Annotated in this window: 20 protein-coding genes and 1 pseudogene; 11 read left to right on the top strand and 10 right to left on the bottom strand. The window is 73.7% G+C overall.

The annotated features are described in order from the left end of the window. The 4 genes from O4J56_RS20990 to O4J56_RS20975 form a co-directional block, all read left to right on the top strand. Positions 1-1,249, top strand: a 1,249-nt coding sequence (locus tag O4J56_RS20990; protein WP_270687952.1) for a four-carbon acid sugar kinase family protein, incomplete at its 5' end; no start/stop codon positions are given. 87 nt (positions 1,250-1,336) lie between these two features. Then, entirely contained in the window at positions 1,337-2,362 is a 1,026-nt protein-coding gene (pdxA, locus tag O4J56_RS20985) for a 4-hydroxythreonine-4-phosphate dehydrogenase PdxA (protein WP_270687950.1), read from the top strand. A gap of 455 nt (positions 2,363-2,817) precedes the next feature. After that, on the top strand, positions 2,818-4,059 hold the full coding sequence (locus O4J56_RS20980; RefSeq protein ID WP_270687948.1) for an amidase family protein: 1,242 nt from the start codon (positions 2,818-2,820) through the stop codon (positions 4,057-4,059). Between the two features lie 160 nt (positions 4,060-4,219). Continuing rightward, positions 4,220-5,419 (top strand): DUF2157 domain-containing protein, encoded by a 1,200-nt coding sequence (locus tag O4J56_RS20975; RefSeq protein WP_270687947.1) that lies wholly within the window; start codon positions 4,220-4,222, stop codon positions 5,417-5,419. Between the two features lie 67 nt (positions 5,420-5,486). Here the strand turns inward: O4J56_RS20975 and O4J56_RS20970 are convergent, their stop codons facing one another. Continuing rightward, a complete protein-coding gene (locus O4J56_RS20970; RefSeq protein WP_270687945.1) occupies positions 5,487-6,089 on the bottom strand; it encodes a dienelactone hydrolase family protein in 603 nt (200 codons plus the stop codon). A gap of 259 nt (positions 6,090-6,348) precedes the next feature. Between O4J56_RS20970 and helR the strand changes: the two genes are divergently transcribed. Beyond that, positions 6,349-8,517 (top strand): RNA polymerase recycling motor ATPase HelR, encoded by a 2,169-nt coding sequence (helR, locus tag O4J56_RS20965; RefSeq protein ID WP_270687956.1) that lies wholly within the window; start codon positions 6,349-6,351, stop codon positions 8,515-8,517. A gap of 387 nt (positions 8,518-8,904) precedes the next feature. On the opposite strand, the gene O4J56_RS20960 is transcribed toward helR, so the two are convergent. Then, positions 8,905-9,894 (bottom strand): thermonuclease family protein, encoded by a 990-nt coding sequence (locus O4J56_RS20960; protein WP_270687943.1) that lies wholly within the window; start codon positions 9,892-9,894, stop codon positions 8,905-8,907. Positions 9,895-10,129: 235 nt separating this feature from the next. Continuing rightward, the gene (locus O4J56_RS20955) at positions 10,130-12,565 is read right to left on the bottom strand and encodes a Tex family protein (protein WP_270687942.1); all 2,436 of its coding nucleotides are present in this window, start codon (positions 12,563-12,565) and stop codon (positions 10,130-10,132) included. Positions 12,566-12,811: 246 nt separating this feature from the next. On the opposite strand from O4J56_RS20955, the gene O4J56_RS20950 reads away from it, so the two are divergent. Continuing rightward, complete coding sequence (locus O4J56_RS20950; RefSeq protein WP_270687941.1) at positions 12,812-13,954, top strand: VLRF1 family aeRF1-type release factor; 1,143 nt, start codon at positions 12,812-12,814, stop codon at positions 13,952-13,954. Positions 13,955-14,342: 388 nt separating this feature from the next. Continuing rightward, the gene (locus tag O4J56_RS20945) at positions 14,343-16,181 is read left to right on the top strand and encodes a hypothetical protein (RefSeq protein WP_270687940.1); all 1,839 of its coding nucleotides are present in this window, start codon (positions 14,343-14,345) and stop codon (positions 16,179-16,181) included. A gap of 12 nt (positions 16,182-16,193) precedes the next feature. On the opposite strand, the gene O4J56_RS20940 is transcribed toward O4J56_RS20945, so the two are convergent. The 4 genes and pseudogenes from O4J56_RS20940 to O4J56_RS32145 all read right to left on the bottom strand — a co-directional run. Then, positions 16,194-16,319: a hypothetical protein gene (locus tag O4J56_RS20940; protein WP_270687939.1), complete on the bottom strand. Its 126-nt coding sequence runs from the start codon at positions 16,317-16,319 to the stop codon at positions 16,194-16,196. A gap of 146 nt (positions 16,320-16,465) precedes the next feature. After that, the gene (locus O4J56_RS20935; RefSeq protein ID WP_270687938.1) at positions 16,466-16,789 is read right to left on the bottom strand and encodes a DUF397 domain-containing protein; all 324 of its coding nucleotides are present in this window, start codon (positions 16,787-16,789) and stop codon (positions 16,466-16,468) included. Next, on the bottom strand, positions 16,779-17,369 hold the full coding sequence (locus O4J56_RS20930; protein ID WP_270687937.1) for a DUF5753 domain-containing protein: 591 nt from the start codon (positions 17,367-17,369) through the stop codon (positions 16,779-16,781). The genes O4J56_RS20935 and O4J56_RS20930 overlap by 11 nt, the downstream gene beginning before the upstream one ends. A 21-nt stretch (positions 17,370-17,390) precedes the next feature. After that, positions 17,391-17,606 (bottom strand): annotated as a pseudogene (locus O4J56_RS32145) (helix-turn-helix domain-containing protein); the annotation flags it as partial. A 332-nt stretch (positions 17,607-17,938) separates the two neighbouring features. Here O4J56_RS32145 and O4J56_RS20925 point away from each other — a divergent pair. The 3 genes from O4J56_RS20925 (at position 17,939) to O4J56_RS20915 (ending at position 20,517) form a co-directional block, all read left to right on the top strand. Then, the gene (locus tag O4J56_RS20925) at positions 17,939-18,244 is read left to right on the top strand and encodes a hypothetical protein (RefSeq protein WP_270687935.1); all 306 of its coding nucleotides are present in this window, start codon (positions 17,939-17,941) and stop codon (positions 18,242-18,244) included. Positions 18,245-18,433: 189 nt separating this feature from the next. Beyond that, entirely contained in the window at positions 18,434-19,180 is a 747-nt protein-coding gene (locus tag O4J56_RS20920) for a winged helix-turn-helix domain-containing protein (protein ID WP_270687934.1), read from the top strand. Continuing rightward, on the top strand, positions 19,171-20,517 hold the full coding sequence (locus O4J56_RS20915; RefSeq protein WP_408639150.1) for an MFS transporter: 1,347 nt from the start codon (positions 19,171-19,173) through the stop codon (positions 20,515-20,517). The genes O4J56_RS20920 and O4J56_RS20915 overlap by 10 nt, the downstream gene beginning before the upstream one ends. A gap of 108 nt (positions 20,518-20,625) precedes the next feature. Here O4J56_RS20915 and O4J56_RS20910 read toward each other — a convergent pair whose 3' ends face one another. Continuing rightward, a complete protein-coding gene (locus O4J56_RS20910) occupies positions 20,626-21,279 on the bottom strand; it encodes a TetR/AcrR family transcriptional regulator (protein WP_270687932.1) in 654 nt (217 codons plus the stop codon). A gap of 73 nt (positions 21,280-21,352) precedes the next feature. Here O4J56_RS20910 and O4J56_RS20905 point away from each other — a divergent pair, with 73 nt between their 5' ends. Then, positions 21,353-22,003, top strand: coding sequence for a hypothetical protein (locus tag O4J56_RS20905; RefSeq protein WP_270687931.1), 651 nt, complete (start codon positions 21,353-21,355; stop codon positions 22,001-22,003). Between the two features lie 9 nt (positions 22,004-22,012). On the opposite strand, the gene O4J56_RS20900 is transcribed toward O4J56_RS20905, so the two are convergent. Both O4J56_RS20900 and O4J56_RS20895 read right to left on the bottom strand, forming a co-directional pair. Further along, the gene (locus tag O4J56_RS20900; protein WP_270687930.1) at positions 22,013-22,657 is read right to left on the bottom strand and encodes a response regulator; all 645 of its coding nucleotides are present in this window, start codon (positions 22,655-22,657) and stop codon (positions 22,013-22,015) included. Then, positions 22,648-23,853 (bottom strand): sensor histidine kinase, encoded by a 1,206-nt coding sequence (locus O4J56_RS20895; RefSeq protein WP_270687929.1) that lies wholly within the window; start codon positions 23,851-23,853, stop codon positions 22,648-22,650. The genes O4J56_RS20900 and O4J56_RS20895 overlap by 10 nt, the downstream gene beginning before the upstream one ends. Between the last annotated feature and the right edge of the window lie 395 nt (positions 23,854-24,248).

The following is a 24,248-nucleotide window of genomic DNA, read 5'->3' as shown; positions in this document are numbered from 1 at the left end:
CTCGCACGCGCCGCGCGCCGCCGCCGAGTTCGACGTGGTCGTCGCCGACCTGGACAGCCGCCACCTGCCCGCCGCCGAGGCGGCGGGCCTGGTGGCGGCCACCATCGACGCGGTGTGGCGGGAGGGCCCCGTCCCGCTGGTGGTCAAGCGCACCGACACCACCCTGCGCGGCAACGTCGGCGCCGAGCTGGAGGCGGCCTGGCGGGCGGTGCGCGAGCGCACCCCCGGCCGGGCGCGGGTGCGGGCGCTGCTCGCCCCCGCCTTCCCCGCCTCGGGGCGGGTCACCGCCGACGGCGTGCAGCTGCTCGACGGCGTCCCGCTTGAGGAGACCGAGCTGGCGATGGACCCGCTCAGCCCGGTCACCGGCAGCGTCGTCACCGAGATCGTCGGCCGGCAGAGCGGCCTCGCGGTGCGGCACGTGCCGCTGCGGGAGGTCACCGGCCCGGCGCTGGCCGACCGGCTCGCCGAAGGGGACGAGCCGGTGGTGCTGTGCGACGCGCTCACCGAGGGGCACCTGGCGGCGGTCGCCGCCGCTGCCGCCGAGGTGCACCGCCGCGACGGCACCGTGTGGCTGGCGGTCGACCCCGGCCCCTGCGGCGCGATGCTCGCCGAGGCGCTCGGCCTCAGCGGGGGCGGCGGCGCGCTCGGCCCGCTGCTGGCGGTCGTGGGCAGCGCCACCGAGCTGACCCGGCGCCAACTGGAGGCCGCCGCCCGGGCGGGAGGGGTCCGCTTCGTCGACGTCGACGCGCGGGCCCTGGCCGAAGGGGACGGCGGGCACACCGCGTCGGTCGCGCGCCGCCTTGAGGCGCAACTGCGCGACGCCGCCTTCCCCGAGGCCGTGGTGGTGCGCACCGCTTCCAGCGCGCGCGACGTCGTGGAACTGTCCCACGAGGCCAAGCGTGCGCTGCCCGGTCGGCTCGCGGCCCTGGTGGCCGACGTGCTCGGCCGCGCCCCGGCCCCCTCGGGGCTCTACACCAGCGGCGGGGACGTCACCTCGGCGGTGCTGGACGCCCTCGGCGCCCACGCCTTCGAGGTCGGCGGGGAGGTCGTGCCCCTCGCGGTGCACGGCTCCCTCGCCGGGGGAGCCTTCGACGGCGTCCCGGTCGTCACCAAGGGCGGCATGGTCGGCGAGGAAGGCACCCTCAACGAGTGCCTGTCCCGGCTGCGGACCACCGCCCGCGCGCGGGCCCGCACGGTGCCCGCGGAGCTCCGCCGCGGCGAACCGCAGGAGCAGCAGGAGAACACGTGACCGGCCGTGGAGGCCGCACGTGCGCATGACGCACCGGCCGGGGCGCGGAGGAGGAGCCCCGGCCACCGAACAGGGAGGGAACCCGCCATGACTGAACGACCGACCCTTGCCGTCACCGTCGGCGACCCGGTCGGCATCGGCCCGGAGATCACCGTGCGCACCCTGGCACAGGTGGGCTCCGGCGCCTCCGCGCGCGGTGTCGTCGCCGCCGACCCGGCGGTACTGCGCCGCGCCGCGCAGGTGTGCGGGCTCGACGTGGAGGTCCGCGCCCTGGACTCCTGGACCGACCTGCCCGAGGAGCGCGACGGCGTCATCGACTGCTACGACATCGGCGCCCTCGGCGACACCGAGCTCCCCTGGGGCGAGGTCGACCGGCGTGCGGGCGCCGCCGCCGTGCGCGCCATCGAGGTCGCCACGAAGGCGGCGATGGACCGCGAGGTGTCGGGGATCGTCACCGGGCCCATCAACAAGGAGGCCATCTGGGCGGCGGGAAGCGAGCACCTCGGCCACACCGAGATGCTCGGCGCGCTGACCGGCACCACCCGGCAGAACACCATGTTCGTGGTGCGCGGCAAGAAGATCTTCTTCGCGACGCGGCACGTGTCCCTCCGCAAGGCGCTGGACCAGGTGAGCGTGGAGCAGCAGACCGCCGCGATCGAGGAGGCCCTGACGGCGCTGCGCGTGTTCGGCCACGACGAGCCGAGGCTGGCGGTGGCCGCGATCAACCCGCACGGCGGAGAGAACGGGGCCTTCGGCGACGAGGAGATCGAGCACCTGGCCCCGGCCGTGGAGCGCATGCGGGGGCGCGGCGCCGACGTGGCGGGGCCGGTCCCGGCGGACTCGGTGTTCCACCAGCTCCTTCAGGGGCGGTTCGACGGCGTGCTGTCGCAGTACCACGACCAGGGGCACATCGCGGCGAAGACGTTCGACTTCGACGGCACGATCTCGGTGACCGTGGGCCTGCCGATCCTGCGCACCTCGGTCGACCACGGAACGGCCTTCGACATCGCGGGGACCGGCAAGGCCGACCCGGCGACGATGAAGTCCGCCTTCCTCCACGGCGCCGAATTCGCCCACTTCGCCGACCGCATCCGCACCGAGTACGGGGGCTGACACACCTGATTCCGCGTCCCGCCTCCCCCGGCCGTGAGCGCCGGGGGAGGCGCCTACGAGGAGGTGGCCTGTCGGAAGTAGTTCAAAACAAGAGGTTGCTTGGCGAGTAGTCCCAGGTCAACGAGACTGCTCCCCGCGCATGCGGGGATGGACCCTCACCCGCGGCCGGGACGCCGGGGAGCGGGAGCTGCTCCCCGCGCATGCGGGGATGGACCCGCGAACACCATCGTGAGCAGTTCGGCCACGGGCTGCTCCCCGCGCACGCGGGGATGAACCCCGGCGGCGGGTGCGCACTCCGAAGGGGTACCTCTGCTCCCCGCGCATGCGGGGGTGTTCCTATATGGCGTGGCTGGGGGAGGCGATCCTGAACGTTTGGCGGATGCGCTCCTGACCATCCCCTCGGTGGCTATGCTCAGGGCTCCGGTGGTGCATGAGCGGAGGGGCGGGGGCCGCGGATGGGTGGGACGACCAGGACCGGCGACGGCCTCCACTGCTGGGTGCCGGATACCTTCGGCCTCGAACCGCTCGCCGATGGGCCGCTGAGCGGGGCCGGGTTCGCCGCCAAGGACCTCTTCGCCGTCGCCGGTCACACCTCCTCGTTCGGGCACCCCCGCTGGCGGGCCACCCATGGCCCCGCGGAGGAGACGGCCCCGGCCGTCACCGCTCTGCGCTCGGCGGGGGCCCACCTCGTCGGGATGGCCAAGCTCGACCAGCTCGCCTACTCCGTCGTCGGGAATGTGGGGGAGGGGGCGCACCCGCTCAATCCGGCGCACCCCGACCGCCACACCGGCGGGTCGTCCTCGGGAAGCGCCTCGGCCGTCGCCGGGGGCGCCGCCGACATCGCGCTGGGCACCGACACCGCCGGTTCGGTGCGCGTGCCCGCCGCCTGCTGCGGCATCCTCGGGCTCCGGCCGACCCACGGGGCCCTCGACGCCGCCGGGGTGCTCCCGCTGGCCCCCTCATTCGACACGGTCGGCCTGTTCGCCCGTGAACCGGGCCCGCTGCGGGCCGCCTTCGACGCGGTCGAAGGGGGGCCGCCGGGCCTGGGCGCCGAGGAACACGGCATCACCGCGGTCCACCTCCCGGACGACTTCCCGCCCCAGACCTCCGAGGCCACCGTGCGGGCGGTGCACGGTCTCGCCGTGCTCCTCGCCGGAGACCTCGGGCTGCCGCTCCTGCGCGCCGACCTGACCGGGCTGGTCGGCACCGCGCACACCGAGCTCTTCGCGCGCCTCCAGTCCCGCGAGATCTGGGACGAGCACGCCGAATGGGTCACCGCCAACGCCGACGCGCTCGATGCCGACGTGCGGGAACGCCTGCGCCGCTGCGAATCGCTGGCCGCCGCGCCCCTCGCCGACCGGAAGGCCGACGAGGCCGCCCGCGCCCACTACCGGGACACCTTCGCGCGCGTCTGCCCTCCCGGGGCGGTGATCGCCCTGCCGGTCCTGGCGGACGGCGCCCTGCGGCGCGGAGCCGGACTCGACGAACGCAAGCGCTTCCGGGCCACGACGGTGCGCCTGTCGACTCCGGCGAGCCTGGCCGGAGCACCGCAGCTCACCGTCCCCGTCGACGCCGAAGGCCTTCCCGGCGGCCGGAGCGCGGGCGTGGGCCTGCTCGCCGCCCCCGGCCACGACCGCGCGCTCCTGCGCGCCGCCGAGGTGCTCTACTCGCGCCGTCCGACACTCCGGGACCGCTGAGCCCTGGAGCCGCCGACCCCTCGGACGCACGGGGTTGAGTACCGGTACTCATCCACGGGCGGGGCGCGCGTGGTGGGATGGACGCAAGGCGGCGCCGGAACGAGGACGGCGTTCCGGCGCCGCAGCCCACGGATTCGAAAACGGCGGAAGGCGGGGCACGGTGTCGGACGACGCGCGGCGCGCCAGGGAGGCGGCGCTGGGACGGCTCGTCGAGCAGGGCGTCATCACCGCGGGCCAGGCCCAGGCGGTCAGCAGCGAACTGGACCGGGCGCAGGCGGCGGCGGGGGTGCGTTGGTCGGAGGTCGTCGGCTACATCGGCGGGGGCCTGCTGCTCGCCGCCGTCGCCACGTTCGCCGCCACCTCTTGGGAGGACCTCGGCGACGCCGTCCGTGTCGCCCTGCTCGCGGCGGCGGTCCCGGTCCTGGCCCTGGCCGGGATGGCGATGGCGGGCGGGCCGAGGGCCATGGCCGTTCCCCGGGACCGGCTGCCCAAGGTCAAGCGCCGCGTCGGCGGGACGCTGTTCGCGCTGGCGTCGGTGGCGGCGCTGGCCGCGGTCCAGGTGTTCTTCTCCTCGATGCTGCCGCTCTGGGAGGACCCGCTCCTGGTGGCGGGCGGTGTGGGCCTGGCGGTGGCGGCCGGCGGGTACGTCCTCGTGCGGTCGGCGCCGGGCGTGGTGGCCGCCTGGGCGATGAGCACGGTCCTCGTGGCGGGGGTGCTGCGGCGGCTCCTGGAGGCGATGGGCCTGAGCGGCGGGATCCTGTTCGCCGGACAGGAGGAGATGGCGGTCAACGGGACCGGCTACATCCTGCTCGGCGCGGTGTGGATCGCGGCGGCGCTGTCGGGGCTGGTGGTCGAGCGGGGGACCGCGGTCGGCCTGGGGGCGGGCACGGCCCTGGCGGCGGCGGAGGTGCTGCCGACCCCGTGGAGCTACCTGGGCGTGCTCGGGCTGGCGGTGGCCTTCTTCGGCCTGTACGCATGGCGCCGCGCCGGGGTGCTGCTGGTGTTCGGCACGATCGCCGCGACCATCGGCGTGCCGCAGATGGTGTGGGAGCTGACCGACGGGCAGGTGTCGGCGGCGGCGATCCTGGCCATCGCGGGCGCCGTCCTGCTGGGCGTGAGCTGGGCCGGGGTGCGCCTGCACCGGTCGGCCCGCCCGGGCGACGGCGGTGGAGACGGCGCCCAACCCGCGAACGGCGTCCCGCCGGAGGGCCCACACCACAACGGTGCGCCGGGCCCCGCGTCGGACATCGAAGGCGGGCCCACCGGGGGAGAGGGAGACCGGCCTACCGGCCAGGACCAGGCGCCCCAGCACCCCCCGGCCCCCAGGATCGACCCCCGAGACCCGGACGAACGCCTGTGAGTCCGCCCGGCCGGACGATGCCCGGAGCACACCCGGAAGAGGGCGTGGGGCGGGTATCGCCCCCGGCTCACGATGGTGTCGCGTCCGGGGCGGCGTCGATGCGGGCGAGGAAGGCCAGCACGCGCTTCCTCACCTGCTCCGCCGCCGTCGGGTCGTAGGACGCCAGGCCGCTGTCGGTGAACAGGTGCCGGTCGCCCGGGTACAGGAACACCTCCGCATCCGGCGACTCCTCCGCCAGGGCCATCGCGGCCTCCAGGTCGCCCTCGCCGGCGAAGAACGGGTCCGCGTCCATGCCGTGGACCTGCACCGGGACGCCGCTCGGCCACGCGGGGCCGAACTCCGAGCGCGGGACGCACGCCTCCAGCAGGACGGCTCCCCTCACCCCCGGCGCGGTCTGGGCGTACTTCTGGGCGGGCAGCACGCCCAACGAGAACCCGACGCACACCGGTGCGGACGCCGCGCTCTCCGCGGCGGCGGTCCCGCGCTCGATGAAGGCGCCGATCCCGATCTCCTGCGCGTGGGCCACCCCCTCCTCCAGGGCCCCGAACAACCGCCCCTCGTACAGGTCGGGTACGTGGACCCGGTGCCCCGCCCGGCCCAGTCCCTCGGCGAACGCGCGGACCCCGGGCGTCAGGCCCAGCGCATGGTGGAAGACGACGATCTCGGCCATGGTGGATCCCCCCGTCACGCCACTGCCGGCACCGGCGGCACCCGGCGGTGCCGTCTGGCCGTCCAGTGAAGTATGTGCCCCGGTGGTGACATTGCGACCGGCGGGAGAGGGGGAGAAGATCACCGTCCATTGTGGACGGTCAGGGGCAGGGTCCTCCTTGCCACTCTCAATCTATAGCGCACCCCGGGGCTTGCGGCAAGACCCCGGTCGGGGCGCACAATCGTCGCCTGTGACCAGCACACGCACCCCGGGGGACTCCGTGACGACCCAGGCCGCGAGCGCCTTCGACCTCTCCGCCCTCGCCGAGGACCGCCCCGGCAAGGCCGACCCCGCGATGACCGCCGACGACGAGCGCCACTTCGCCGCCGTCGCCCGCACCTTGGAAGCGTCCGCCGCCGACCTGTCCGACCGCCTCGACGCCGCCCGCCGCGCCCCCGGCGGCAAGGGCCGCGCCGCCCTCGACCGCGACCTGGAGGTGCACCGCCTCGCCGCCCGCCTGCGCACCCTGCGCCGCTTCGGCCTCGACCTGTGCCTGGGCCGCATCGTGGCCGCCGACGGGACCGGCCCCGTCTACATCGGCCGGCTCGGCCTGACCGACGCCGAGGGCCGCCGCCTCCTGGTCGACTGGCGCTCGCCCGCCGCCGAGCCCTTCTTCGCCGCCACCCACGCCGACCCGATGGGCCTGGCCAGCCGCCGCCGGTACCGCTGGAGCGGCGGCCGCATCACCGACTACTGGGACGAGGTCTTCACCGAGGACGGGCTGGAGGGCCACGCTGCGCTCGACGACCAGTCCGCCTTCATCGCGAGCCTGGGCGCCAACCGGTCCGAGCGCATGCGCGACGTCCTCGGCACCATCCAGGCCGACCAGAACGCCGTCATCCGCGCCGGGTCCGACGGCGCCCTCGTCGTCGACGGCGGCCCCGGCACCGGCAAGACCGTCGTCGCCCTGCACCGCACCGCCCACCTGCTCTACGCCGACCCCCGCCTGGGCCACCGCCGCGGCGGGGTCCTGTTCGTCGGCCCGCACCGGCCCTACCTGGCCTACGTCTCCGACGTGCTGCCCAGCCTCGGCGAGGAGGGCGTCCTCACCTGCACCGTGCGCGACCTCGTCGCGGAAGGGGAGGACGCGCCGCCCGAGGCCGACCCGGAGGTCGCCCGGCTCAAGGCCTCCGCCGTCCTGGCCGGGGCGGTCGAACCGGCCGTCCGGTTCTACGAGCGCCCGCCCGAGGAGGCGGTCACGGTCGCCACCGACTGGGGCGACGTCCGTCTGACCGCCCGCGACTGGGCCGAGGCCTTCGACGCCGTGGAGCCGGGCACCCCGCACAACGAGGCGCGCGGGCAGATCCTCGCCGAGCTGGCCGCGATCGGGGCGGACGCGCTCGCCGACCCCGAGGACGGGGACGCGCCGAACGCGGCGGTCCGGGCGGCGCTGCTGCGCAGCCCCGAGCTGATCCGGGCCCTGGGCCGGGCCTGGCCGCTGCTGGAGCCGGCCGACCTCGTCGGCGACCTGTGGACCGTCCCCGCCTACCTGCGCATGTGCGCGCCGGGGCTGGACATCGAGGAGGTGCGCAGGCTGCAGCGGCCCGACCCGCACGCCTGGACCGTGTCCGACCTGCCGATCCTGGACGCGGCGCGGCAGCGGCTCGGCGACCCGCGGGCTGCGCGGCGGGAGCGTGAGCGCCGCTCCTCGGCGGCGGCCGAACGCGCGCGCATGGCCGCCGTCATCGACGACATCGTCGCCGCCGACGACGACGGTGAGGGCGCCGTGACGATGCTCCTCGGCGAGGACCTTCAGGAGACCCTGGTGGACGAGGGGGCGCTCCCGAGCGCCGACCGGGACCTGCTCGCCGGGCCGTTCGCGCACATCGTCGTCGACGAGGCGCAGGAGCTGACCGACGCCGAGTGGCGGATGCTGATGCGGCGCTGCCCGTCCCGGAGCTTCACCATCGTCGGCGACCGGGCCCAGGCCCGGCACGGGTTCACCGAGTCGTGGCGCGAGCGGCTGGAGCGGGCCGGGTTCGACCGGATCGCGATGGCGTCCCTGAGCATCAACTACCGGACGCCGGAGGAGGTCATGGCCGAGGCCGAACCGGTCATCCGCGCGGCCCTTCCGGACGCCAACGTGCCGATGTCCATCCGCAGCGGCGGCGTGCCGGTCGCGCACGGGGCGGCGTCCGATCTGGAGGAGGTCGTCGACGCCTGGCTCGCCGAGAACGCGGAGGGGACGGCGTGCGTGATCGGCGCCCCGGACCTGCGGGAGCGCCCCCGGGTCCGGTCGCTCTCCCCGGAGCTGGTGAAGGGGCTGGAGTTCGACCTGGTGGTGCTGGTCGACCCCGACTCCTTCGGCGACGGCATCGCGGGGGCGGTCGACCGCTACGTCGCGATGACCAGGGCGACCGGCCGACTGGTGATCCTGACGAGCACCTGAGCCCCGGCGGGGCCCAGCGGCCCGCCGGGGGAGCGGAAGCCCTCTCCTGCCGGGGCTGGACGGGCAGGGACCGTTCGGCGGCGGCGCGGGAGGTCTCACCGCCCGCTCCGCCGGGCGGTGCCGGACACGGCACGGCGGTTCGAGGTCGCCTGCGCTGGAATGGTGAGACTCGTCCGGCCAGGTCGTCCCGCTGCTCACGGCTACGGGCCGGTCCCCGCCCGGCTGTGGAGCCCTGACCGGTGGGGCGTCCTTCGGCGGGCGGCTCCGGCCGCCCCCGATGTGCCACCGGTGCGGACCCGTCCGTGACCACAGACGCACCGGCGACACCGCAGGGCGCTGTGCTCGGCGCCGTGGGCCCCGCCGGTGGCGTCCGGGGACGGCCCGGGCTCACACGCGCTTCCAGCGGGCGTTGGCCTCGCCGTCGTGGAAGGCGCAGAGCAGGGTGTGGCCCGACGCGTCCTGGGTGGTCTGGCCCAGGTGGTCGTGCTTGCAGAACTGCCCGGCCGCGTAGTGCTTTCCGGACGGGGCCATGATGATCCCGTCGTCCGGCGCGGCGGGCTCCTCGGGCTCCGCGGGTTCGGCGGGCTCCGCCGGCTCCGGTTCCTCCACCTCCGGGGCGGCGGGCTCCTCCGGCTCCTGGGGCGGTTCCGGCTCGGGTGGCGGCTCCGGCGCGCACTCGGTCCACAGCCCTTCGCCCGCCTGTTCGGCCGCGTCCGCCGCCTCCCGGAGGTCGGCCGCCCGGTCGGACGAGCCGTCCGCCGACGCGTACTCGGCGTGCCCGCTGCTGAGGAGGTCCTCGTTGACCCAGGTGCCGTCGGCGCTCCACACGTGGGCGAGCAGGCCGTCACCGGTGTCGTCGGCGTCGCCGATGTAGACGGTCTCCCCCGGAGCGAGGAGCAGATCGGTACGGTCCGCGGCCTCGTCCGCGAAGCACTCCCCGGAGGCGGGGGCGTCGATCCCGGAGAGCAGCACTTCCGTGCTCTCCCCTTCGGGAAGCGGGCCGTCCGTCCCGCCGCCGAGCGCCAGCACCCTCACCGCGTCGGCACCGGTGACCTCTTCGACTTCGGCGGCCTGGGCGTCCTCCGGGACCCCGTCGGGAACGCTCGGCTCGGCGGGTTCCGAGGGCGCCGGCTCGGCCGCACCGCCCCCCGTGTCCACCGCGGCGGGGTCGTCGAGCGCGCACCCTGCCAGCGCCAGTGCGATGAGGCACCCCGCCGCCACCGCCCGCGGCGCGCGTCCGGGGCCGCCTCTTCGGGCGGGGGAGGAGGGGGCCGGATCCCTCTCCCGGTTCCGTGCACGTGCCCGCCGTCGTGCGGCCGGGTCCGTGAAGGGCTTGTCATCCGCGGCCATGATGGTCACCCGCTTCGCTTCAGCCACAGCGTCCACTCCGCAAAGAGGAGGCAAGCCTAGTGCGCAGGAGTGGAGATAAAGGGCAATGCATGGCAAAAGCGGGTGGGTGCGGCATTTCGACGGCCTTGGTCCCGGAAAAGCGGCGACCGAGGTCCCCCGGCCCGGTACGTCGGTCCCTTTACACGACGGAGCGGGCGGGGGTAGGTCCCCGCCCGCTCCGGATCCGGCGGCCCTGCTCAGGGCGACCGTGTGGACCGTGCGATCAGCGCAGCTTGTCCAGGCCCGCCTTGCGGAGGGCGTCGGCCATGGCGCCGCTCGGCTCGGAGGCGCCGCCGGGCCTGCCGCCGCGGCCCTTGCCCCCGCCGCCACCGGACTTGCCGCCGCGCTGGCCACCGCCACCGCCGCCGCGGCCGCCCTGGCCGTTCGCGCCGCGGCGGCCCTGGCCGCCCCGTCCGCCACCGCCGCCGGAACCGGCCTCGCCCTCGGCGCCGCCGCCCTTGGCGGTGCCCTCGACCTCGTCGTCCAGGCGCATCGTCAGCGAGATCCGCTTGCGCCGAACATCGACGTCCATCACCTTCACCCGCACGATGTCGCCGGGCTTGACGATCTCCCTCGGGTCCTCCACGAACCGCTTGGCCATCGCCGACACGTGCACCAGCCCGTCCTGGTGGACGCCCACGTCCACGAACGCCCCGAAGGCGGCCACGTTGGTGACCGTCCCCTCCAGGACCATCCCCGGCTCCAGGTCGGACAGCGTCTCCACGCCCTCCTTGAAGGCCGCCGTGGCGAACGCCGGGCGCGGGTCGCGGCCCGGCTTCTCCAGCTCCTTGAGGATGTCGCTGACCGTCGGCACGCCGAACGCCTCGTCGGTGAAGTCCTCCGGGCGCAGCCCCCGCAGCCGCTTCCCGTCGCCGATCAGGTCGGTCAGCCCCGCCCCGGTGCGGTCGATGATGCGCCGCACCACCGGGTAGGCCTCCGGGTGCACGCTGGAGGCGTCCAGCGGGTCGTCCCCGCCGGGGATGCGCAGGAAGCCGGCGCACTGCTCGAACGCCTTCGGTCCGAGCCGCGCCACCTGCTTCAGGTCGCCGCGGGTGCGGAACGGCCCGTTGCCGTCCCGGTGCGCCACGATGTTGTCGGCCAGCGTCGACCCGATGCCCGACACCCGCGTCAGCAGCGGCGCCGAGGCGGTGTTGACGTCCACGCCCACCGCGTTCACACAGTCCTCGACCACGCCGTCCAGGGTCCGCGACAGCTTCGCCTCGGAGATGTCGTGCTGGTACTGGCCGACCCCGATCGACTTGGGGTCGATCTTGACCAGCTCGGCCAGCGGGTCCTGGAGCCGCCGCGCGATGGACACCGCCCCGCGCAGCGACACGTCCAGCTCCGGAAGCTCCTGGGAGGCGTAGGCGGAGGCCGAGTACACCGACGCGCCCGCCTCGGACACCATCACCTTGGTGAGCTTCAGCTCCGGGTGGCGCTTGATCAGGTCGGCGGCCAGCCGGTCGGTCTCCCGCGAGGCGGTGCCGTTGCCGATCGCCACCAGCTCGGCCCCGTGCTCGGCGGCCAGCTTCGCCAGGGCGGCGATCGACTCGTCCCAGCGGTTGCGCGGCGCGTGCGGGTAGACCGTGTCGGTGGCCACCACCTTGCCGGTGCCGTCGGTCACCGCCACCTTCACCCCGGTGCGCAGGCCCGGGTCCAGGCCGATGGTGGCGCGCTGCCCGGCCGGGGCGGCCAGCAGCAGGTCGCGCAGGTTCGCCGCGAACACGCGCACGCCCTCGTCCTCGGCCGCCTGCCACAGCCGCATCCGCAGGTCGATGTCCAGGCGCACGAACACCCGCGTGCGCCAGGCCCAGCGGACCGTGTCCAGCAGCCACCGGTCGGCCGGGCGGCCCCGGTCGGCGATGTCGTACCGGGAGGCGATCGCCCGCTCGTAGACCGTTGGGCCCGGCTCGGCGCCCTCGCCGGCGTCCTCGGGCTCGGGGTCCAGGGTCAGGGCGAGCACGTCCTCCTTCTCCCCGCGGAACAGCGCCAGCACCCGGTGCGCGGGCAGCGCGGTCAGCGGCTCGGAGAAGTCGAAGTAGTCGGCGAACTTCTCGCCCTCCTGCTCCTTGCCCTCCTTGACCCGGGACACCGCCCGGCCCCGCTCCCACATGCGCTCGCGCAGGTCGCCGACGAGGTCGGCGTCCTCGGCGAAGCGCTCGACGAGGATGGCGCGGGCGCCGTCGAGCGCGGCCTTGGCGTCGGCCACCCCCTTGTCGGCGTCGGCGTAGGGCGCGGCGGCGCCGTCGGGGTCCTGCGCGGGGTCGCCCAGCAGCAGGTCGGCCAGCGGCTCCAGGCCCGCCTCGCGGGCGATCTGCGCCTTGGTCCGCCGCTTGGGCTTGTAGGGCAGGTAGATGTCCTCCAGGCGGGCCTTGGAGTCGGCCGCCATGATGCTCGCCCGGAGCTCGTCGGTGAGCTTGCCCTGGGAGTCGATCGACTCCAGCACGCTGGTGCGCCGCTCCTCCAGCTCCCGCAGGTAGCGCAGGCGCTCTTCGAGGGTGCGCAGCTGGGCGTCGTCCAGGCCCCCGGTGGCCTCCTTGCGGTACCGGGCGATGAACGGGACGGTGCTGCCCTCGTCGAGCAGCCCGATGGCGGCCGCCGTCTGCTTCCCGGCGACCCCGAGCTCCTCGGCGATCCGCTGTTCGATAGAGGTCGTCACGTTGCCTTGTCCATCTTCGTCGGATTGTCCACGCTGCATTCTCCTGGGGCGCCGCCGCCTTGTCACACCGGGCGGGCGGATTTCTTGGATCCGGCATGGTGCGATCCCGACCGGCCGTTGATACGCGTCCTGATCTCCTGTTATGCAGGAAGGGATCTCACCCCGGCCCTCCGGGGAGAGCACATCGCGACGATTGGCGGGATGAACGTGCTCCTTGACCAGACATCGCTCCGAGACCTTGCGACGATGACGGACGACATGGGGGTGCTGTCCGTCTACGCCACCGCCGACCCGCGCGACCGGTCGTCCTCCCCCGCGTGGCGCCTGCAGATCGCCAACGAGATCACCGCCTTGCGCAACGAGGTGAGCTCCAACGGGGACAAGCGGCGCAAGGAGGCGGTCCTCGCGCGGCTGGAGGCGCTGCGCCCGCAGCTCGACGATGTCCTGGACAGCGGCTCCGAGTCGGGCGTGGGCCGCGCCCTGTTCGCCCCGGTCAGCAGCGACGACGTGCGGGTGTACACGATGCAGATGCCGCTGGAGGACTGCGCGGTGCTGGAGCGAACCGCCTACCTGCGGCCGCTGGCCGCGGCGGTGGCCACCGGCGCCCCGGCCGGTGTGCTGGCGGTGTCGGCGGACGGGGTGCGCGTGGTGGACATGCGCTTCGGTATCGCCAAGGACATCACCTGGATCCCGATCGAGCTCGACGAGGAGGACTGGCGCGAGATGCGCGGCCCCGCGCGCAGCCACCCGCGCACGTTCAACCGCGCCTCGGGGCAGATCGACCGCTTCAACCACAAGGTCGCCGAGCACATGCTGCGGTACCTGAACGACATGCGCCCGCAGCTCAAGCGGATCGCCGACGAGTGCGGGTGGTCGTCGGTGGCCATCACCGGCGAGCCGCAGCTGACCGAGCCGCTGCGGGGGCGCTTCGCCCAGGACAGCCACCGGGACATCATCGTGCTGGGGCAGGTGGTGGAGACCCGCACGCCGCCGGAGATCGCCGCGCAGATCGGCCCGGAGATCGAGGCGGTGCGCGTGCAGCGGGCCCGGGACGCGGCGCACAAGGCGCGGGACGCGGCCCTGTCCGGCGGCGCCGGCGCCGTGGGGCTGAGCGACGTGCTGGGGGCCTTCCGCGAAGCGCGGGTGGCGCACCTGTTCCTCGACGGGGCCGCCCGCATGGCGGGCCTGCGGTCGCCCGACGGCGCCTACTTCCCCCAGGGCGAGGTGCCCCCGGGCGTCGACAAGGCGGAGATGGAGCCCGAGCGCGACATGGGCGAGCGGATGATCGAGATGGCGCTCGCCAACGGGTCCGAGGTGACGGTGCTTCCGGAGAAGGCGGCGGAGGAGCTGTCGGACGACGAAGGCGTGGCCGCGCAGCTGCGCTGGTAGCGGTGGGTGCGGCGACCGCGCCGCACGCATCGGGAACGACAGGAGGGGCGCCCCGTGCGGGGCGCCCCTCCCGTGTGTCCGTCCGCTTCCGTTCCGGTCCGTTCGATTCCGCTCTGGTCGGTCCTGCCCGCCGGGGTCACCGGTGGGCCCGGTCGCTCTCGTGCTTCATCAGCATGCCCACGGTGCCGATCAGGGCGAGGATCCCGACGAGCAGCACCAGCGCCATCAGCAGGTTCAGTGTCACGGTTCCTTCCATGGGGGACTCCTACCCGCTGTGAACTGCGTCGATGTACGCATGTGGATTCGGGCCCGGCGAAACACGGGCAAAGGGGGTGGGCTAACCTGGCCGGGCCTGGGTCCCGGGCGCGGGGATGCGGAGGTGCGCGGAATGGGTGTGGCCGGTCGGGCTGGGGCACTCGTGTGCGCGGCCGCGGTGGCGGCGCCGGTCCTGGCGGCGGTCCCCGCTCCGCCTCCGGCGCAGGCGGACACCGGGGACGGCGGGGTCGACGCCGCGGTCGAGGCCTTCTCCGCGGGGGAGGTCGTCTACGTCGACGAGGAGGCGGACGCCGCCACCGGGGAGGGCGGGGACGGACGGGCCGAGCAGCGGCGGGCCGAGCAGACCCGCGCCTATGTCCGGGCGCGGCTCGAAGAGGCCGGCGTGCCGGTGCGCGCCGAGGTCCTGGCCGACGGCGACGCGGGTTCGGCCGCGCAGGAGACCGCCACCCGGGTCGGGCGCCCGGGCCTGTACGTCGCCGTGGTCGAGAGGCGCCGCAGTACCGGCGGCAGGGACGTCGAGACCGGGTGGGCGTGGGTCGGCGCCCCCGCGGTCACCGACGACGAGCTGGACGACCACTTCGCCTTCTACCTCGGTGGGCCGCTCGAGCAGATCGCCGGGATCGTCGACCTGATCGAGGGCGACCTGCGGCCCGCCGCGGAGGACGCGGCCGAGGAGGGCGAGCGGGTCTACGTCGACCCGGCCCTCGCCGAGGGCTTCCCGCAGGCCGATGCCGAGGAGCTGGAGGGGCGGCTCGGCGACCTGGAGGACGTACGCGTCGCGGTCATCCCCGGGCTCGCGCGCGCCGCGACCGGAGACGTGCGCGAGGAGCTGGTGGACGCGCTGCTGGAGCCGCTCGGCGACGAGGGGAGCGTACTGCTGGCCGAGTGGCGGTACGGCGCGTTCGACCTGACCCCGGCCACGGCGAAGGACGCCCCGCAGGCGACGGGGATCCGCGGGGTGCTGCCCGACGGGGCCCCGGAGGAGTTGAACGCCGCGGTCGGGGCGTTCGCGGGCGCGGTCGACGGCGGCGTGGTGGACGACGCCCGGAAGGGGCTGGCGGAGGAGCAGCTCTACGTGCACCCCTTGGCCGCCACCGACCTGGAGGAGGGCGACGCCGAGAAGGTCGGCGCGGCGCTGGCCTCGCGGGAGGTGCCGGTGCGGGTGGCGGTCGTGCCCGCGGGGGCCCACCTGGAGACCGGCGGGTCGAGCGCGGGCGACGAGGCGCTGGCGGCGTCGGTGGCGCGGGGCGTCGACGGGCCGGTCGCGGTGTACGCGGTGGACGGCGGCGGCCGGATCACCGGGTACCCGGTCAAGGGCGGGGAGGGCGTCGGCGGGAATTGGGACTCGCTGGAGGACTCGGTGTTCTTCGGCAAGGACGACGACTCGATGCGGGAGTCCCTGGACGGGCTGCTGCAGGAGCTGGGCGAGGCCCCGGTGCTCGGCGCGAAGGCCGGTTCCGGAGCCGTCGGCGGCGCCGGCGGGGGCGGCACCCTGGGGGAGGCGCTGAGCGGATTCGTGTCGGCGGCCGGCCGGGCGCTGCCGTGGATCGGCGGCGGAGTGGGGCTGGTGCTCCTGGTCCTCTTCCTGCGCGGGTCGTTCGCGGTGGGCCGTGAGCGGCGCCGGGTGCTGGAGGAGGGCAGGCGCGAGCGCGAGGAGAAGGCGCGTAGGGAGCAGGCGCTCATGGACGAGCTGCGCGCCGAGGAGGCCGAGCGGGTCGAGGAGATCCGGGCGCGCAACGCCGAGGACATCACCCGCTTGGGCGAGGAGCTCGCCGGCGCGAGGGCACCGGGGGACGGGGAGAGGCTGGCGGCCTTCGAGGCGTGGCTGCGCGAATACGAGTCCCTCAAGGAGGACAACCCGAAGGCGGAGGACATCGACCGCATCGTCGCCGTGAGGAAGCGCGTGGAGTCGGCCCTCGCCGACGTGGAGAGGTGGAACCGGAGGCGGTAGGGGGCCTGCTCGTCACCCGCCCCCTTTGGAGTCGTCCTCCTTCCGGCCTCTGACCATGAGGGTCGTGCCGAGGACGGTGACGGTGAACGCCACGCCGAGGATGATGGTGATGATGATCGCCGCAGTAGGCCAGTCCATGGAGGGCTCCTTTCAATGCCTGCCTCCATGAACGTCCACAGGCGGACCACACACCAGGTCCGGTCGGGTGGCCCCCACGAAGACGAAGGACCCCGCCCGAGGGGACAGGAGGTGAAGGGGACGGCGGGTGGCCCGCCGTCCGTGGGTCAGAGTCTGCGGGATCTGGCCTCGGCGAGGAAGGCGGCCCACTCGGTGCCCGAGAAGGAGAGGTGCCCGGCGGCCCGGTTCTGCGTGTCGCGGACCTTCACGTCTTCGAGGGAGCGGGCGACCTCGACACATTCGCTAGCTGCACTGCTGTATCTGCTCTTCGCCCAGGTCGGAGCAGGGAGGGCGATCTCGACGCAGGCTCCTCCGTTGCCATGGCTGTAGGTGCTCTTCCTCCACGGCTCGACTGGTTGGGGAAGAGCGACTTCGACACACTCGCCGCCTTGTTGGCTGCTGTAGCTTGAGGTACGCCACTTATCTTCCATTGAACTCCTTCTGGATCTCATGCAGCCGTTCCACGGACTCCTCCGGAGACATTGCTGCGCTCTGCAGAGTGGAGAAGAGCTGCGTAACCGATTCTACGACCTCTGGTTCGCTCACCATCTCGCCCTTTGCCACTGTCTCGACGTATACGACATCAGCCTGGTCAGGGAATGACAGGATGAGGAACGGGCCGGTGAGTCCAGGTGGGTGGAGGGCGGTGAATGGTGTGAGCTGCAGTCGAATCCTCCTCGACTCGTGGTGGTCTATTATGCGCATGATCTGGTCGCTCATGAGACTGTTGCCGCCGACGGGGCGGAGGAGTGCAGACTCGTCGATGATGACCCAGAATGCGGGATGAGTACTGCAGTCGAGGAGGCTCTGGCGCTTTACCCGGCTAATCACCCACTGCTCGATTTCGTCTTTCGTGGTGAACGGGTTTGCGGCGGTGAGTGTCGTCCTGGCGTACTCGGGTGTCTGTAGCAGGCCAGGGACGAGGCTTGTGTGGTATTGGCGGATCATCGACGCCCTCTTTTCGGCGTCGAGATATTCACCCACGCCGCGAGGAAAGGCGGCGTCGAACATTCGCTTCCATAGTGCGATAAGTGATCCACGGGCATCCAGGAGGGTGTCCGCCTGTTCGGAGAACTCGCGACTCGGATAGCGCTCAGCGCGTTCGATCGCCCCGACCTGCTGAGGGGAGTAGCCGGTCTGTCGAGCGAGCACCCTTTGGGAGATTTCGGCCAAACCTCTCAGACGGGATAGTTCTGTCCCGTATCGGTGGAGAACGGGGTTGTGACGCGGTTGCACCCTGCGAGCCATGACCACAGGAAACCACAGAATCCCTCACGGTGCTGCCGGATCTCTTCGTAGCCTCGTACTTCTTCCTTAACCGCAGGTGTCTATGGCGGTGGTGGCGGATCTGGTCACAGATTGGAAGCGAAACAGACCCCCGCGACGGTGGCAGCCGTCCGGGGGCGTGGCCACCAGCTACAACGGAGCTGACGACAGATGGACACTATCCGCCGAAACCCCTCACCCGCATCCCGGGTACGGCCCTACCTCCTCGTGCTCGAAGCGGACCGGGCCGTCGCCGCCGCCCGCCGCGTTCACGACCTGCGCCGGGTCCTCGCGGCCCTCAAGGGCGGCCCGCGATGAAGAGCAACCGGGACCTCCTCCTCGAACTCCTCCGCGCCTACTACGGCCACCGCTGGTCGATCCGCCGCACCGACAACCTCTGGATCGCCACCGCCCGCGACCGCGACGCCGACCACGCGCCCACGCTCGTCCAGCCCGACGTCGACCGCTTCCTCGCCGAACTCGACGACCCGCCCCCGCGCGCCGGCCGCCCCCACCGCTCGCTCCTCGACGCCGACCACTTCTCCCACCGCGCCCACGCCCTCGCCGACGGCGTCCACCTCTTCACCGACCGCAGGCCCGACATCGACGGCGAGGCATAGCGCCCCCGGCCCGCTGAGCGGCGCACGACCGCAAAAGGGCGCCCCGTCCGGGTCCTCCGTTTTGTCGTTCGGGATATTCGGAGAGGAAGCATCGGTCCCGCGCAGTCCTCTTACCAGCGAGAACAGTGGGCCTGGCCGGAAACTGCCAACAAATCTCTGCAAAGGATCCTCTGCCATAGCGTCCGGCCCATGCATCCGCACGAACACGACGACATTCAGAGCACACCGCCCCCGCCCCGTCAGGTCGATGCGGAGACCCTGCGCGGGCTCGCTCATCCGTTGCGGATGAGGCTCCTGGAAGAGCTGGCCATCGGCGGCCCCTCAACCGCTACCCTGCTCGCCGCCCGGCTCGGTGAGAGCAGCGGCTCCACCAGCTACCACCTGCGCGTGCTGTCCCGGTACGGCCTCATCGAGGACGACCCCGACCACGACCCGGGAGGGCGCGAGCGGTGGTGGCGGCGCGTGCCGGGCGGGTACAGCCTGCGCGGGTTCGCCCACCGCCGCGATCCGGCGACCCGGGAGGCCGCAGGGGTCGTCCTCGATGCACTGGACCAAGGGCGTGCCGACCGGCGTGCCCGCTGGTGGGCCTTCGCCGAGGAGAACCCCTCAGAGGTCGCCCCGTGGGTCGAGGCGACCGCCGACGCGCACTACGTCCTCCAGCTGACCCGCGCAGAGGCCGCCGAACTCACCGCCGATCTCGCCGCGGTCATGGATCGGTGGCGGCGCCGTACGGAGGGAGAGGACCCCAGCCGCCCGCGCCCCGGTGCCACGGTCGTGGAGACGCAGATATTCGTCTTCCCCCATCTTGAAGCCCGTGACTCCGGCCAGGAGAAAACCAGGTGCATCGCACCGCCCGAGCGCTCGACAATGGAGCCTCCCAGCGGCTCGGACCGCCCCGACGGCGACGGTCGAAGAAGGCGAGGGCGGTGGTCGTGACCGAGCGCGCAGGCGCCGATGCCTCAACGGATTCGACGACGCCGACGGGCTTCACTCCTCACTCCGCCCCCGGCGCCGACCGGAGGCCGCGTGGACCGGGCCCCGCCTTCGGGCGGTTCTGGGGTGCGTACACAGCGGGGAACCTCGCGGACGGGATGATGCTCACCGCATTCCCCCTCGTCGCCGCGCTGCTCACCTCCGACCCGCTGCTCGTCGGCGGGCTCACGGCTGTCCGCTTCCTCCCGTGGCTGCTCTTCGGGATCGTCTCCGGGGCCATCGTCGACCGGGTCGACCGCGTCCGCGCCATGCGCACCGTCGCTCTCGTGCGGGCCTCGGCCATGGGGTGCCTCGCCGTGCTCCTGGCGACCGGGAACGCCACGATCTGGGCCCTCTACGCCGTCATGTTCGCCGTCATGGTGTGCGAGACCGTCTACGACGGCGCCGCCCGCGCCCACGTCCCGACGATCGTCGCGCGCGACCGGCTCGACGCGGCGAACAGCCGGATGGAGGGAGGCCGCGTCGTCACCGAGGACTTCGGCGGCGCCCCCGTCGCCGGGCTCCTGTTCGGTGTCGCCGCCGCTCTTCCCGTGGCCACGGGCGGCCTCGCCTACCTCTTGAGCGCGGTCGTGCTCATCGCGGTCCCGGCGACCGCGCGCCGTGTCCCCGAGGACGAGCAGGCGGAGGGAGCAGGGGAGGAGCGGCCCCCTCGGCGTGCGGTGCTCCGCGCCGTCGCCGCCGACACCCGCGACGGCTTCCGCTACCTGGCCCGCAACCGCGTGCAGGCGGGGCTGGTGGGGCTCACCCTCGGACTCGGCTTCGGCTTCCAGATGGCGTCCTCTGTGCTCGTCCTCTTCGTCCAGCACGAGCTGGGGGTGCCGGCGCACCTGTTCGGGGTCTTCGTATCGGCGTCCGCGGTGGGGGCACTGGTGGGGGCGGCCGTCGCGTCCCCGCTCGCGCGCCGCGTCTCCAAGCGGGTGCTCATCGTGGGCGGGTTCGTGCTCGCGGGCCTCTTCCTGGCCGCCATGGGGGCGATGGCGTCGCCGTGGGCGGCGGCGCTGATCTGGGGGCTGGTGGGGGCGGTCCTTCTGATGGCCAACGCGCTGGGGTACGCCGTTCTGCAGGCCATCACGCCCAACGGCCTCTTCGGACGCGTGGAGGGGGTCCGCAAGGCCCTCGGCTGGGGTCTGGCCCCCGTCGGGGCCCTGCTCGGCGGTGTCCTGGGCAGGATCGACCTGGCGATCCCCATCGTCGTCGGAGGCCTGATCATCGCGGCCGTGACCGTTGTCTTCCACCGGGCGATCACCGGCTCTGTACGCCTTGCCGAAGAGGCCGATTGAGGCCATCGCGGCGGGCCGCCGGGACAGTTGGGTGCGCCGTGGCCGCGGTGCTCGGCGGCCTACTTCCTCTGGTGTGGAGCAAGCGCTGACCGCGCCAGGGCGGGACCGCTAGGGCCGGTCCGCCAGCAGTTCCCTGCGCAGCGCCTTGTTCCACCACTGCTCGACCCTGTCAGGGGACCATCCGCGTTCCACCGTCAGCGTCGTGTACACGTCCACGTTGCACAGTGCCGCGAAGACGTCGACCGCCGTCGGCACGTCCACGCCCGTGCGCAGGGTTCCGCTCGGCCATGCCGTGAACACCTGAATGCGTGTCTCATCCCCCTTCCCGCGCGCTCTGCGGTAGAACTCCTCCGCCTCCGGCTCGGTGCGGCCCGCGTCGCGCAGGAGCCGGATCAGGTCGCCCGACCGCTCGAACAGCCTCCGGTCGTACCCCACCATCGCGGCCAGGTCGTCCTCCGGCCCCCGGGACGCCTCCAGCTCGTCGAGCATCCGGGGCGCGTCCGCCGACAGGTCCGCGCTGTCGGCCAGCGCCCACAGCAGCCCCGTCTTGTTCCGGTAGGCCGCGTACACCGTCGGCGCCGACACCCCCGCCTCCCGGGCCACCTCCCGGACGGTCGTCGCCGCCCATCCCTGGGCGAGGAACAGCCGGCGGGCCGCCTCGGCGATCTCCGCGCGGGTCCGCCGTGCCTGCTGGTCCCTGCGGATCGACGTGTACCTCCGCGGGGCGCGGGCGTCGGCGGGGAGGTCGGTCGGGTCGCTCATGGCGCCATTGTCCCTTAGGTTGCCGCGCTCTATATTGATTATAAGATGTGTAAAGCTAAAGGACGGGGGCATCATGGAACTCACCGTGCTCGCAGGGGCGGCCGGGATCGCGTTCGTGGCCGCGGCGATCGGCGTCAACGCCGCCTACATGCGCATCGGCGTCCCCCTGCCCACCTCCGGCAAGGACCCCGACCAGGCCACCGCGGGCTTCGCCGCCACCGGCGCGGCGATGCGGCTCCCCTCGGTGGTCGCGCCGCTGCTGTGGCTGTGCACCACGCTCTTCGCCGCCGGCCTGCTGTCCGCCCTCTGGCGCCCGGGGACCGACCAGGGGACCTGGGCGCTGGTCGGATTCTCGGGCGTCCTCCTCCAGAACGCCGCCTTCGCCTGCGTCGAGGCGCTCCGCTTCGGCATGGCCGAAGCCGCCCGCCACGGCCGGGGCCCGGTCTCGGGCCTCTGGGGCACGAGCAACGTGCTGTTCGGGTTCAACCAGGTGTTCCTGGCGATGGCGGTGCTCGGGTTCACAGCGGCGGGAGTCGGCGCCGGCCTCGTACCGGTGTGGCACGCGGTCCTCGGCTACGCGAGCGCCGCCCTGCTGTTCGCCTCCTCGCTCGCCGCCCCTTACAGGAGCGACGGCATCGACCGGCTCGGCGGGGTCGGCCTGGTCGGCTGGCTCGGGTGGGCCGCGTGGATCGTCGCCTACAGCGCGGTGCTGTTCGGGCTCTAGAGCAGAGACTCAGACGTCGAGGTAGCGCAGGATCGCCAGCACCCTGCGGCTGTACCCCGTCCTGCCGGACAGGTCCAGCTTGTCGAAGATCGCATTGATGTGCTTCTCGATCGCGCTGAGCGACAGGTGCAGCTTCTCCGAGATCGCCGCGTTGGTGTGCCCCTGGGCCATGTTGTGCAGCACCTCGCGCTCCCGCTCGGTCAGCCGCCCCAGCGGCTCCGTGCGGCCCCGCCCGTCCATCAGGCGGCGCACCACCTCGGGGTCCAGGGCGGTCGCCCCGGCCGCCACCCGGTCCAGCACGTCGAGGAACTCCTCCACGTGCATCACCCGGTCCTTGAGGACGTACCCCACGCCCTCGGAGCGCTCGGCCAGCAGCTCGGCGGCGTACCGCGTCTCCACGTACTGCGACAGCACGAGGATGCCCAGCTCCGGCAGGCCCTTGCGCACTTCCAGTGCGGCCCGAAGGCCGTCGTCGGTGTGCGTGGGTGGCATCCGCACGTCGGCGATGACGACGTCGGGCCGCTCGCGCCGCGCGGCCTCGACCAGCTCGTCGGCGTGCGCGACGGCGGCGGCCACCTCATGCCCCTCGTCGGCCAGCAGGCGCGCCAGCCCGTCCCGGAACAGCGCCGAGTCCTCGGCCAGGATCACCCGCACGGCAGCACCGCCCGCAGCTCCGTCGGCCCCCCGGCCGGGCTGTCCACGGCGAAGGTCCCGTCCAGCGCCGCCACCCGCCGGGCCAGGCCGGACAGCCCCGCCCCCTCCGGGTCGGCGCCCCCGGCACCGTCGTCGCGCACGCGCGCGGTGACCATCCCGTCCTCCTCGCTGATCCTGACCGTCACGAGGCCCGCCCCCGCGTGCTTGGCCGCGTTGGTGACCGCCTCGGACACGACGAAGTAAAGCACGGTCTCCACCTCCGGGGCGGGCCGCACCGGCAGGTCGCAGTCGACCTCCACCGGCAGGCTGGAGCGCTCCGCGAGCAGGGCCAGGACCTTCTCCAGGCCCGCCGAGTCCAGCTCCGAGGGGTACACCCGCCAGGCCACCTCCCGCAGCTCCTCCACGGCTAGCCCCGTCGACTCCCGCGCCTGCGCCACCAGCTCGGCCGCGCGTTCCGGGTCGTCGCTGCGCAGCGCCCGCCCGAGCAGCATCCCGAGGGCGACCAACCTTTGCTGCAACCCGTCGTGCAGGTCGCGTTCGATGCGGCGGCGCTCGGCGTCGACGGCGGTGATCACCCCGGCGCGGCTCTCCGCCAGCTCGCTGACGCGGCGCTCCAGCCGCTCGCGCTCGCTGGGCGCCAGATAGGCCGCGGACATGCGCCGGTCCAGCGCCGTCACGCTCGCCATCGCCTGCAGGTTCAGCATGAGCAGCGCCGCGCCGATGACCACCTGCCCGAGGAACTCCAACAGCCCCATCCCGGTGTCCGACGAGCCGGACGCGGCATCGTGGCTCAGCGCGCGCACGACCGGTTCGGGCAGGTCGACCCGTCCGTGGAGCACCGCCACCAGCACGATGAGGGCCAGCACCGTGCCGATCGCCAGCAGCCCCACGGTCAGTGCCCCGAGCGCCCCCGGCAGCGCGCGGGAGGCCAGGTACCCGAACGCGCGCGGGGTGGAGTCGGGCGCGGGCCCGGCGGGGGACGGGAGGCCGAACGCGGAGAAGCGGCGCCGCTCCAGGCCGACCAGGCGCCCCGCGCTCCGCCGGACCCAAGCGGCGACCCTGTGCCGCGCGGAAGGGAAGGGGGAGGCGACCGCCAGGGCCGGAACGGCGGCGGCGAGGACCAGCAGGCCCGCCAGCGCGGTCGCCGTGCCGAGTACGACGGCGACCGGGAGCCGCGTCCACTTCAGGCCCTCCATCGGGGTACCTCCCTGAGGTGGTCGGTGTGGTGGCCGGTGGTCGTGCGGCCGGGCGCAGCGCCTCGGGCACGCCTGGAAACGTTAGGCGGTGACGGGAGGGCACCGCCATGAGGCACCCCTCCCGCCGCCCCTGCGCGAACCCCTGTACGCGGGGTGTGGGAAACCGCACTGCCCTTCTCGAGCCGCCGCGGCGGCGGTCCTGTCGTGCGGTGCGGCGGTGGGAACGCTGCGCATCCGAGTATTGCCGTGGGGTGACCGTTGAGCTATGTTTCCGACGCACGAACCGGTGGTGATCGTGCACCGACGGCGACACCGGCGTCGCCGCGCCACCGGTGGAACCGCGGGGCCGCGTTCCGTCCGATGAGGGGGGCGGACGGGGAACCGCCGGCCCTGCG

It is taken from the genome of Nocardiopsis endophytica, assembly GCF_027706725.1.
GTDB classification, from domain to species: domain Bacteria; phylum Actinomycetota; class Actinomycetes; order Streptosporangiales; family Streptosporangiaceae; genus Nocardiopsis_A; species Nocardiopsis_A endophytica.
This window is presented reverse-complemented; position numbering and strand designations above follow the sequence as displayed.

What these genes read in the sequence shown, in the direction of transcription:
- pdxA (WP_270687950.1), top strand. Translation starts at nt 1,337, where the DNA reads ATGACTGAACGACCGACCCTTGCCGTCACCGTCGGCGACCCGGTCGGC.
- O4J56_RS20980 (WP_270687948.1), top strand. Translation starts at nt 2,818, where the DNA reads ATGGGTGGGACGACCAGGACCGGCGACGGCCTCCACTGCTGGGTGCCG.
- O4J56_RS20970 (WP_270687945.1), bottom strand. Translation starts at nt 6,089, where the DNA reads ATGGCCGAGATCGTCGTCTTCCACCATGCGCTGGGCCTGACGCCCGGG.
- O4J56_RS20950 (WP_270687941.1), top strand. Translation starts at nt 12,812, where the DNA reads ATGACGGACGACATGGGGGTGCTGTCCGTCTACGCCACCGCCGACCCG.
- O4J56_RS20945 (WP_270687940.1), top strand. Translation starts at nt 14,343, where the DNA reads ATGGGTGTGGCCGGTCGGGCTGGGGCACTCGTGTGCGCGGCCGCGGTG.
- O4J56_RS20940 (WP_270687939.1), bottom strand. Translation starts at nt 16,319, where the DNA reads ATGGACTGGCCTACTGCGGCGATCATCATCACCATCATCCTCGGCGTG.
- O4J56_RS20935 (WP_270687938.1), bottom strand. Translation starts at nt 16,789, where the DNA reads ATGGAAGATAAGTGGCGTACCTCAAGCTACAGCAGCCAACAAGGCGGC.
- O4J56_RS20930 (WP_270687937.1), bottom strand. Translation starts at nt 17,369, where the DNA reads ATGTTCGACGCCGCCTTTCCTCGCGGCGTGGGTGAATATCTCGACGCC.
- O4J56_RS20925 (WP_270687935.1), top strand. Translation starts at nt 17,939, where the DNA reads ATGAAGAGCAACCGGGACCTCCTCCTCGAACTCCTCCGCGCCTACTAC.
- O4J56_RS20920 (WP_270687934.1), top strand. Translation starts at nt 18,434, where the DNA reads ATGCATCCGCACGAACACGACGACATTCAGAGCACACCGCCCCCGCCC.
- O4J56_RS20910 (WP_270687932.1), bottom strand. Translation starts at nt 21,279, where the DNA reads ATGAGCGACCCGACCGACCTCCCCGCCGACGCCCGCGCCCCGCGGAGG.
- O4J56_RS20905 (WP_270687931.1), top strand. Translation starts at nt 21,353, where the DNA reads ATGGAACTCACCGTGCTCGCAGGGGCGGCCGGGATCGCGTTCGTGGCC.
- O4J56_RS20895 (WP_270687929.1), bottom strand. Translation starts at nt 23,853, where the DNA reads ATGGAGGGCCTGAAGTGGACGCGGCTCCCGGTCGCCGTCGTACTCGGC.